This window comes from Algoriphagus sp., assembly GCF_024305035.1.
In the GTDB taxonomy this organism is placed as follows: Bacteria; Bacteroidota; Bacteroidia; order Cytophagales; family Cyclobacteriaceae; genus Algoriphagus.
The window spans coordinates 90,225-100,684 of record NZ_JAMWZB010000020.1 but is presented as its reverse complement, the minus strand read 5'-3'; the positions used below and the strand labels follow the sequence as shown (position 1 = coordinate 100,684).

Sequence of the window (10,460 nt, the reverse complement as noted above, 5' to 3'; positions counted from 1 at the left end):
AGAATTGCGAGATTCCATATGACCGCTAAAAAACAATTATAAACAGATGAAAAATGAGATTGATGAGGCGGAATTGAGGCAATCCACTATTCCAGAGGATTTCAAATGGCTTTTTGATTTGGTCAATTTACCAAGTGAACTAAATGAAAAGAGGAAAATCGTGTGATTTTTAAACAAGAAATAGCAGAGATGAAGCGATATTTTTTGGATACGAATACTTTATTGGATTTTTTGGGCAATCGCCAACCTTTTGGATAATATGCGCTAGAAATTCTCAAAAAGTCCCGTTTAAAGGAATGAGAACTGTGGACTACAGACAATTCAATTCTTACTAGTAATTGTGTCATCTCCAAAGAAATCGGTGAAACCGGAAGGAGAACAAAAATCAGTTGATTAATTAATTTAATGGAGATTCAACCGACTAAAAAAACACATGTTTAAAAAGCCTTGACCTCAGATTTTAGGACTAGGAAGAAGGAGTGCAGTATTTCTCCGCATCCAGTATTCCTAAAATTCAGGGAATCATCACAAGAAATAAACAGGACTTTAGGTTAAGAAAAATCCCTGTTTTGGAGCCTTGGGAGGAGGTTTGAATTAAAACTGATCAAATCGAATGTTTCCATCACCGATAATCCCATCAATCCAATACCTCCAGAAAAGCCTTGAATTCCCCAAAATCTTTCCCCATCTGGATCACCTTTTTTTCTCTTTCCAGAAAGGCAGCCAGTCGCTCAGGTAAAACCAATTTTTCACCCAAAGCTTCCTCAACCACATCTCGAAATTTACCGGGATGGGCCGTCTCCAGAAAGATGCCTAGGAAGCCGGGATTTTCTTGCATAAAATCTTTCAGCCCCAAATATCCAACCGCTCCATGAGGATCGAGCGTGTACCCTTTTGATTTGACTTGTTGAATCGCTTTTACCGTTTGCTGATCAGTGTAGAAGTATCCTTTGACGTTTCTCCTAAACAACTTTTCATCCCCTGCATAGAGTGCTTTAAGCCTGGTGAAATTACTCGGATTACCCACGTCCATTGAGTTGGAAATGGTCGAAATAGAGGGCTGGGCTTGAAATTGAGCGCCTTTTAAATACTCCGGTACCACCTTGTTGATATTGGTAGCTGCCAGAAAATGATCGATCGGTAAACCCATTCGCTCAGCTAAAATTCCAGCACCTAAGTTTCCAAAATTCCCACTAGGAACAGAAAAAACCACTTTTTTTCCATTTTTCGGTAAGCGGGAAAAGGCATAAAAATAATACAAACACTGTGGAATCCACCGGGCAATGTTGATTGAATTGGCAGAAGTAAGTAGGAGTTTATGATTTAATTTTTCATCCAAAAAAGCCTGTTTGACTAAGGTCTGGCAGTCGTCAAAAACTCCGTCTATTTCCAAGGCAGTAATGTTTTTTCCCAAGGTGGTAAACTGCATTTCTTGCAATTTACTGACTTTTCCTTTTGGAAAAAGAACGATTACTTCCACTCCTTCAACACCCAAAAAGCCATTGGCCACGGCACTTCCGGTATCCCCAGAAGTAGCTACTAAAACCCGGAGAACTTTTGATTTTTCCTTAACCAACATGCTCATCAATTTAGAGCAGAATCGCGCTCCAAAGTCCTTGAAGGCTAGGGTGGGACCATGGAAAAGTTCAAGGGAAAATATATCTTCCTCTACTTTCACAATCGGCGCGTCAAAAGTCAGGGTGTGATCTACCAATTCTTGGATTTGATTTTTACTCAGGTCCTCTGCAAACAAGGTTTCGATCACTGTGTAGCCGATTTCTCTAAACGTCATGTCCGGTAATTTGTCGATTATTTCCTTTGACAATACAGGAATCCGCTCTGGCATGTAAAGTCCATGATCTGGAGCCAGTCCTTTCATGACCGCTTCAGAGAGAGAGGCAGATTGATTGGGGTTGTTGGTGCTGTAATACTTCATGTGCTAGAGAATATGAGCTCCTTGGGTATTAATTGCGGACTGATAAGTATCCACCCCCAGTCCTATGGATTCAAAAACTGTTTTAGCAGAAGCAATGATTCCGGGAATGGGTTCTTCTCCTTTACAAAGGACAAAAAGGGTAGGGCCTGAGCCAGAAATCCCCATTCCTAAAGCTCCTGCAGCCTTGATGGCTTCGCGGACCTCATAAAAACCAGGGATCAAAACAGCGCGATACGGCTCGGCAATTACATCCCGAAGCGATCTGGAAATCAGCTCAAAATCTCCTTGAAAAAGTCCGGTTACCAAGCCTGCGACATTGCCCGATTGAATGGTGGCGTGTTTGAGTGGAATTTGATCACGTAAAACTGAACGTGAATCGGCCGTATTCAATTCATAGTGGGGATGCAACAAGATACAATGTAATTCTTCCGGCACAGGTAGTTTAATCACATCCAATGGGTGATAATCTCTGATCAAAACAAAACCTCCTAGGAGACTTGGACCTACATTGTCGGCATGACCTGCTCCACAGGCTACTTTTTCTGCTGCTATCGCAAAGGGGAGTAATTCATTTTTATGAAAGTGATTACCTAGGAGTTGGTTGGCAGCGACTAAAGCAGCGACTGCACTTGCCGCACTCGAGCCCATTCCGGAGCCAAGAGGAAGCCCCTTTTTTAATCGAATATCAATTCCTGGATTGATTCCCAGTTCGTCAAGCATAGCCTGAATAGCCACCGCGCAAGTATTTTTGGTACTTTCGTAAGGCAATTTTCCTCCATCACCGAGAATTGAAATCACTTCCAGTCCTGGTTTTTCACGCTCGGATAGCGTCACGATGTCTCCCATTCCGTCCAAGGCAAATCCCAGAATGTCAAATCCGCAGGAGACATTGGCTACTGTCGCCGGTGCAAAAGCTGTAATCGATTTCATTATTCACGGGTGTAATTACCAATTCGGATCACATCCGCAAAAACTCCAGCAGCAGTCACATCTGCTCCAGCACCCGGCCCACGGATGATCATCGGACGGTCAAGGTATCGCTCGGTTGTAAGTAAAATCATATTGTCACTACCGCTTAGGCTACTAAAAGGGTGTGCGTTGGGTAAAGAATTGAGCCCAACTTTAGCCTTCCCATTTTCCAACGTGGCCATAAAGCGAAGTTTTTCACCTTTTTGGTCGGCTTCGTTGAGCAGGTTGGCAAAATCTTCGTCGTGAGCTTTTAACTTTTCAAAAAACTCTTCCACAGAAGCAGCGTCTTGACAATCTTCAGGCACCATACTTTGGATGGTGATGTCCTCAAACTCCAATGTCTGCTCTGCTTCACGGCCTAAAATCAAAATTTTTCTTGCCACATCCATTCCGCTCAAATCGTCGCGTGGATCGGGTTCTGTGAAGCCTTTTTCCTTGGCAGACCGAACTACTTCAGAAAAAGGATCTCCTTTTTCAAGTTCGGAGAAAATAAAGTTCATCGAGCCACTCAACACCGCCTCAATTCGGATCACTTTGTCACCGGAAAGCATCAAGTCTTGCAAAGTATTAATGACGGGCAATCCGGCAGCCACGTTAGTCTCGTATAGAAATTTGACGCCTCGTTTTTTGGCAAGCTTTTTTAGAGATTTATATTGCTCCATGGAGCCGGAATTTGCTTTTTTATTAGGAGTGACGATGGCCACTTTTGCTCCCAGAACTCGGCTGTAAGCATCGGCGACCTCCTGGCTGGCGGTACAATCCACGAAGACCGAATTGGAGAAGTTCATTTCTTCCATAGTCTTGATGAATTTTTCTAAATCCATTTTATCGTCAGATTCGCTGAGTTGATGAGGAGTTTTCAAGTCAAATCCGTCCTCGTGGAAGGCCATAAATCGACTATTGGCCATGCCGTGAATCTGAATGTCCAGTTCACTCTCACTTCGCAACTTTTGCTGCTGGATTGCAATCATTTTAATCAGGGCTTGACCGATCAAACCGGTGCCAACTAAAAAGACATGGAGTACTTTATTTTCTGAAAGGAAAAAAGCTTCATGCAGTGCATTCAGCGCTTTTTGAAGATCGGCCTGTGGGATCACTGCAGAAATATTAAGTTCTGAGCTTCCTTGAGCTATGGCAGCGACGTTGATATTATTTCTGCCCAATGCACGGAACATGCGTCCAGAGGCACCGGGATTTTGTTTCATGTTTTCCCCAACCACAGCGATGGTGGCCAATCCATGAAGCAAAACCACTTCATCCATTTCTCCTGATTTGATTTCGTAGAAGAACTCTTTTTCAACAGCTTCTTTGGCAAGGTAGGCTTCATTCGTTTTGATTGCCAGGCAAATGCTATGCTCTGAGGAGGCCTGGGAGATTAAGACGATGTTTACTTTGGCCTCCGCCAATGCTTTGAAAACCCGGCTTCCAGCACTACCATCTAACAAAGAAGCTCCTTGAACCGTCACAATGGAAATATTGCTCATCGAACTGATGCCTTTGATCAAGGCACCATTGGTCACTTCTCCGTTGATTAATGTTCCGGGATTCTCCGGTTCAAAAGTGTTTTTAATGTAAATCGGAATCGTTTTCTTCATGGCCGGCTGCATCGTGGCCGGGAAGATGACTTTGGCTCCAAAATGAGACAGCTCCATCGCCTCATTGTAGCTTAATTGTGGGATAGTAAAGGCAGTATAAACCAATTTGGGGTCCGAAGTCAGTACGCCGGATACATCTGTCCAGATTTCCAAATCATCAGCACCCAAAGCGCCAGCAAAGATCGCTGCGGTATAGTCAGAGCCTGATCTGCCGAGTGTGGTGGTTTCTCCCTTAGCGGTAGAAGCGATAAACCCGGTGATTACTTTAATCCCATCATGCTTTGAAAAATACGCTTTGATCAAGGCGTTGGTCACTTCAAAATCTACTCGTGCCTGTCCAAATCGGTCATTGGTCCGAATTACTTCTCGAGTGTCCAAAAATTGAGTTTTGATTCCTTTGGCAGTCAATGCTTCAGCGAGAATGAATGCAGAAAGGCGCTCTCCAAAACTAACAACATAATCCAGGGTCCTGGCAGAATTTTCTTTGATTAGGAATATCCCATGAAAAAGATCCTCCAATTCATTGAATCTAACTTTGACAAAAGTCATCACCGTGGATTGATTGTGCACGGCGATCAGTTGTCTGACCATATCGAGGTGTTTTTCTTCGAGACTTTGGAGAAGGTCCCGGTAGGCCTGATCCCCTTCACGGGCAAGCCTTGCTATGGTCAATAAACTCTCCGTAACACCACCGAAGGCAGAAAAAACAATGGCTATTTCCTGTTTTTTTAGCTTGTTTTCAATAATAGAAAATACCTTTCGAATGGTATCAGGATTGGCTACGGAGGAACCTCCAAACTTGATGATTTTCATGAGAATAAGAGAAATTTTTTGGAAAATTGAAAAGGCCAAAAAGCCTATGGGCGGGTACTTAAGATTTAATGACGGGAACCCCCGTAATCATCGTGGTCCCAATCATTATAGGCATAAAAGTAGCGTTGGCTAAACCAGCGGTGAAGCTATAGGAAGGAAAGAAAAAGTGATTTGACTCAAGTACCATGACCTTGTATTTGATTGTACAATTCTAAAGAGATATTTCCTTTTTCCCAAGTTTAAGGCGTTGATTTTTTAAACTTTATATCAAATCAATGTGTTTAATGAAAAATCCTTAATCAGGATGGCATGTATTTTCAATTTTTTATTTTGAATAATTTGGTTTTAAAGAATTTAATTTCTTAAATATTCGCTAAATTGACAGTAAACAAATAGAAACGACATGAAGAGCTTGAAAATTATTTTGTTTGGGTTTTTGATTTTTACCTATGGGAGCTGTGATGGTACCAAAAGCCTGAGTCCAATAGGATTGCTTACTGGAAACACTTGGGCACTTTCCTCTATTTTGGGTCAGGGACTGAATTTGACTGAATTTTCAGGCGGAGTTCCCACCCTTGATTTTCTGGATGAAGGAAGATTGGCAGGCTATAGTGGATGCAATAATTTTTCAGGGAGTTTTAGACTGGAGGGAACCAGCCTGGAGCTGGATCCAGGTGCCATAACCAAAAAAGCCTGCCCTGGAAATGGAGAGCAGGAATTTTTGGAGGCTTTGTCTCGTGTATCCAATCTTCAGATTTCAAAAGAAAAACTTATTCTCTTGGACGGAAGTACAGCCTTATTAACTTTTCTTCCTAAATAATTTCTTCAATCTTTTGGTCTTTGCCTCGAAACTGGACCTGTTGGCTTACTTTTTTACCCATTAGCAATTGGCCTAAAGGGGCATTTCTACTCAGTAAAAAAACTTGATTACCCTCAAAATTTAGTAATCCAAAACTGATGGAAATCAAAAACCATTCGGAGCCAAGCTTGACCAAACTTCCTTCCTTGATTTCTGATTGGGTGTTTTTGATGGCTTGTATTCGATAAAGCTCCTCTAGACTTTCGAGGTTTTTTTCGATTTGAAGCTCAACTTGCCTTAGATCTTGAGTGAGCATTTCTCTCCCCGTCTCAAATTTATCTCCAGCACTACTTTTATTATCTTCTAAAATTCCTTCAGAAATTGCCTTTTGCTCAGATTTAAGCTCTTCGATTTTTGTTTTCAATGCAGAAATGGCTGCTTTGAAAAGTGTTTCCTTGTCTACGCTCATACCTTAACAGCCTTCTTTTCTACGCGTATCGATGATGTAAACGATTTTCCATCCTTCGGCCATTTTGACCAGTTGGAAGGAATTGACTCCACAGTGACTAAATTGGTCATTGACATAAAATTCATAGGGTGTCCATGCTGAGGCCATATTTCCATCCACCTTGATTTGGTAATCCAGAATCCGTTCGTCGAGTTGGGTTTCCTCAGGGGTATTGGCGATTCGAGCTACAAAATCCGATACCGCATTAGTTCCGATAGTACTTCCATTTTCACCGGGAATGACCGTCTGCATGGGGGCTTTTGCATAAAATGCGGACTCCACCAATGCGGCATTTTTGGATTTCATTCCCTCAAAAAGCGACTGGATAACCGCTTTTACATTTTCTTCTTCTGTTTGAGCAAATGAGGAAAGATGAATGCTGAGCATCAAGCTCAAAAAGAAGAGGGTACTGCGGAAGAATAAATTAGGCTTCTCCATATAATTTAAAGGTCATGTTACGTAATGCAGGATTGTTCACGGCATAATGCATGGCTTCTGCGATTTCTTTGGGGCTGACCCATTTGCTGAAATCTGCATCAGGCATGGCTTCTCGATTTTCTGGAGTGTCGATGATGCTGGGAGCAAAAACATGTGAACGGATTGCCGTTTCTTTTGTTTCTGTGGCAAGAATTTCTGCCAAAGAAACAATCAACCGCTTACTTAGCGCATAGGCGATGGTTTCTGAGGCCTCTTCGAGCTGCAAAGCAGGACGTGCCCCCACAAAAAGAAAAGTGCCGCGCTGGTTTTTTTTCATGACGGGCAGGAATCCTCGGACTAAATGATAGGCACTAAAGAAGTTCAGGCTAAACATTTTTTCCAGATCCTGTTGGCCTGTTTTTTCTATATTTCCCATAGAAAACCCCCCAACGATTAAAGCCAACGCATCCAAGTCAGCATATTGGAGTTGATACTCTTTGACAAACTCTTTGACAGAATTCTCGTCTGTCACATCCACTTCGTAGCTATCGTCCGCTTCTTCGACCTGCTCATCTTTACCGGGCTGTAATAGCGCAATGACATGGTAACCTTCCCGTTTGAATTTTTCTACTACTGCCGAACCCAAGTTTCCTGCAGCGCCTGTTACAATAATATTTCTATTCATTTGATGTAAACCAATTGATTATTGCTAAAATTAGTGCTTATTTTTCTATTAAGTTATGAATCATCTAAAAACAAGCATTCGAAGTAGGGAAAACAGGCGAAGACGCAACTTTGTGGTCAAATTGGTTCTGTTGGTCATTTTGGATTACATCTATTTGGGCAACACGTTTTTAAACCCCTTAGCTGTCCGATTTCCTTTCCTGCTGGACCTAGTGAGAGCCTTAATTTTTGTCCTCTCGGCTAATTTGGTGATTTCTTTAGGCCGAATAATTACCCTTCGTTTTTACCTCCAAAAAACGGCAGATACCAAAGTTTTACCCAATTTCGTCATTGGGATCGACCGGATCTCTGCCATCCTGAATGTACTTGCCATTTTGATCGGATTGATGTTGGCTTTTGGAATCAAGCCTTTGGAATTTTTGACCTCCATAACCATTGTGGCGGCTGCCTTGGCTTTGTTGACTAAGGACTACATTACCAATATCGTCAATGGGCTTATCCTTATGTTTTCAGAGCAGCTTGAAATTGGTGATAAAATCAACATCGGGCGAAACACGGGTTTTATTAGAGACATTACGCTCATTAATCTGGTTTTGAAAAGTGAAACGGGTGAGATTATTCTGGTTCCAAATTCATTGGTGTTCACCTCTGATGTGATCAATTATTCGAAGAACAATACCCATCAGGTAGTTTTTGATGCTGAAATTCCCTATTTGAATCATCTTCAATTGAGCGAACTCGAGGAGCAACTCTCTAGTTCTTTGAAAGATTTTAAAGATTATGTCACGGTAGAGGGGGCTCAATTGAATGTACTTGAGCGAAGATCGGAAAGCTTGTTGATCCGTTATCAATTTCCCATACTTTCCGGAGAAAAAGAGGTAGAAATTAAACTTCGAAAAGCAATCAATCAAGCGTTTTTAAATTGGAAAAATGAACAGCGAAAAGACTAATTATTTTGATTTGGTCTATCAGGTAGTAAGAGAAATTCCTTCGGGAAGAGTTTGTTCCTATGGTGCAATTGCCAACTATTTGGGCTTGAAAAGTGGGGCAAGGATGGTCGGCTATGCGATGAATGCCGCACATACGCTAGAGGATGTGCCCGCACATCGCGTAGTCAATCGTCAGGGTTTGCTTACCGGCAAGCATCACTTTTCCACCCCTACTCAAATGCAGGAGCTTTTGGAGTCTGAAGGAGTTCGGGTGATCAAAGATCAGGTCCAGGACTTTGAAAATCGCTTTTGGGATCCTGAAAAGGAACTGGAAGTTTAATTTCTTTTACGAAAGATAAATAAACCCATAAACATTAAAAGCCCGTTGAGAATCAAGGCTTCAAAACCGAATTTGTAGCCCCAAAACCAATCTTCAGAATTGCTACTGATCACAAATGTGATCAATGGAGCAGCTACTGCAAGATACGGAACGACGCGGTCTTTTACCTTGAGATTGGTAAAAAGTCCAAAGGAATAAAGCCCAAGAAGTGGTCCGTAGGTATAGCCTGCGATGATAAAAACCGAATTGATGACGCTTTGATCATTGATCCAATAGAAGGCTAAAATGGCAAAAAACATCACTGCGGTAAATGCCAAGTGAACTTTTTTGCGGATTGTAACTCGTTTTTCTTGAGGATATTTTCGCTCGATTTCCAAAAAATCAATACAAAATGATGTGGTCAACGCAGTAAGGGTAGAGTCCGCGCTGGAATATGCTGCTGCGGTGATTCCCAAAACAAAGATAATCCCTGCAACTGCCGAAAAATGCTGAGTGGCCAAAAGCGGAAACAATTCGTCTGTTTTTGCAGGAATTGAAATCCCCTTAGTTTCGGCATAGAGGTAAAGCAGTACGCCCAATGCCAAGAATAAAAAGTTAACAATTACCAAAATCACGGTAAACCAGAACATGTTTTTCTGGGCATCTCCGATATTTTTGCAAGTCAGGTTTTTTTGCATCATGTCTTGGTCAAGTCCAGTCATGACAATGGTGATAAATGCGCCAGATATGAACTGCTTGAAAAAGTTGGTGCCCGCCTTCCAATCCCAGTTGAAAATCTCAGATCTTGAGTCCCTAGTGACAGCGCTGAAATACTCACTCATACCGGCAAAACTGAGCTCTTCGCCAACCAAAATGATACAAGTAACCACGGCTGCCAGCATGAAAAATGTTTGAAGCGTATCGGTCCAAACGACTGTTTTAATTCCCCCTCGATGGGTGTAGAGCCAAATCAAGCCTACGGTAATTAAAACAGAAACCCAAAAGGGAATCCCCAATGAATCAAAAAGGATCAATTGGAGTACCGAAGCAACCAAAAAGACTCGTAAGGAAGACCCAAGAGTTCGGGAAAGAATAAAGAAAAAGGCGCCAGTTTTGTAGGACCAAAAGCCAAAGCGATCCTCCAGGTAGGAGTAGATGGAGACCAGGTTTAATCGATAATAAAGCGGCAATAGAACTTTAGCGATGGTGAAGTAGCCGAGAGTATAGCCTAAAACCACTTGAAAATAAAAGAAATTGCTATTGCCTACTTCCCCGGGCACAGAGATAAAGGTGACCCCTGAAAGGGAGGCTCCAATCATACCAAAAGCAACCAAAAACCATGGGGATTGACGGTCTCCTGTAAAAAAGGTTTCTGAGGTTACTTTTCGGGAAGTGAACCATGAAATCAAAAACAGCATTAAAAAATAAATGGTTATTACGGAAAGGACGATGGTTGGATTCATAAAAGCCGGTGAAATGAATCGCTAAAAT

General features: G+C 42.1%; 10 protein-coding genes. 3 read left to right on the top strand and 7 right to left on the bottom strand.

Translation table 11 applies throughout. The features are described from left to right. Nucleotides 1-637: 637 nt before the first annotated feature. Genes thrC through thrA form a run of 3 tightly spaced genes read right to left on the bottom strand, consistent with a single transcriptional unit; the run spans nt 638 to nt 5,313 of the window. Nucleotides 638-1,936: a threonine synthase gene (gene thrC / locus Q0L00_RS12840; protein ID WP_297337283.1), complete on the bottom strand. Its 1,299-nt coding sequence runs from the start codon at nt 1,934-1,936 to the stop codon at nt 638-640. Between the two features lie 3 nt (nt 1,937-1,939). Next, nucleotides 1,940-2,866 carry a homoserine kinase gene (locus Q0L00_RS12835; RefSeq protein ID WP_297337282.1) on the bottom strand — a complete coding sequence of 309 codons (927 nt, stop codon included), beginning with the start codon at nt 2,864-2,866 and terminating at the stop codon, nt 1,940-1,942. Next, nucleotides 2,866-5,313 (bottom strand): bifunctional aspartate kinase/homoserine dehydrogenase I, encoded by a 2,448-nt coding sequence (gene thrA, locus Q0L00_RS12830; protein ID WP_297337281.1) that lies wholly within the window; start codon nt 5,311-5,313, stop codon nt 2,866-2,868. The genes Q0L00_RS12835 and thrA overlap by 1 nt, the downstream gene beginning before the upstream one ends. 403 nt (nt 5,314-5,716) lie before the next feature. Between thrA and Q0L00_RS12825 the strand changes: the two genes are divergently transcribed. Further along, nucleotides 5,717-6,133 (top strand): META domain-containing protein, encoded by a 417-nt coding sequence (locus Q0L00_RS12825; RefSeq protein WP_297337280.1) that lies wholly within the window; start codon nt 5,717-5,719, stop codon nt 6,131-6,133. Here Q0L00_RS12825 and Q0L00_RS12820 read toward each other — a convergent pair. From Q0L00_RS12820 to Q0L00_RS12810, 3 genes are read right to left on the bottom strand one after another with little or no spacing between them, the layout of a single operon-like run. Beyond that, nucleotides 6,126-6,581 carry a hypothetical protein gene (locus Q0L00_RS12820; RefSeq protein WP_297337279.1) on the bottom strand — a complete coding sequence of 152 codons (456 nt, stop codon included), beginning with the start codon at nt 6,579-6,581 and terminating at the stop codon, nt 6,126-6,128. The genes Q0L00_RS12825 and Q0L00_RS12820 overlap by 8 nt on opposite strands. A gap of 3 nt (nt 6,582-6,584) precedes the next feature. Continuing rightward, complete coding sequence (locus Q0L00_RS12815) at nt 6,585-7,058, bottom strand: nuclear transport factor 2 family protein (protein ID WP_297337278.1); 474 nt, start codon at nt 7,056-7,058, stop codon at nt 6,585-6,587. Further along, nucleotides 7,045-7,722, bottom strand: coding sequence for an SDR family NAD(P)-dependent oxidoreductase (locus tag Q0L00_RS12810; RefSeq protein ID WP_297337277.1), 678 nt, complete (start codon nt 7,720-7,722; stop codon nt 7,045-7,047). The genes Q0L00_RS12815 and Q0L00_RS12810 overlap by 14 nt, the downstream gene beginning before the upstream one ends. Before the next feature lie 55 nt (nt 7,723-7,777). Here Q0L00_RS12810 and Q0L00_RS12805 point away from each other — a divergent pair, with 55 nt between their 5' ends. Continuing rightward, nucleotides 7,778-8,671 (top strand): mechanosensitive ion channel domain-containing protein, encoded by an 894-nt coding sequence (locus tag Q0L00_RS12805; RefSeq protein ID WP_297337276.1) that lies wholly within the window; start codon nt 7,778-7,780, stop codon nt 8,669-8,671. Next, complete coding sequence (locus Q0L00_RS12800; protein ID WP_297337275.1) at nt 8,652-8,990, top strand: MGMT family protein; 339 nt, start codon at nt 8,652-8,654, stop codon at nt 8,988-8,990. The genes Q0L00_RS12805 and Q0L00_RS12800 overlap by 20 nt, the downstream gene beginning before the upstream one ends. Here Q0L00_RS12800 and Q0L00_RS12795 read toward each other — a convergent pair. Next, complete coding sequence (locus Q0L00_RS12795) at nt 8,987-10,432, bottom strand: sodium:solute symporter (protein WP_297337274.1); 1,446 nt, start codon at nt 10,430-10,432, stop codon at nt 8,987-8,989. The two genes, Q0L00_RS12800 and Q0L00_RS12795, sit on opposite strands and share 4 nt — an antisense overlap. Between the last annotated feature and the right edge of the window lie 28 nt (nt 10,433-10,460).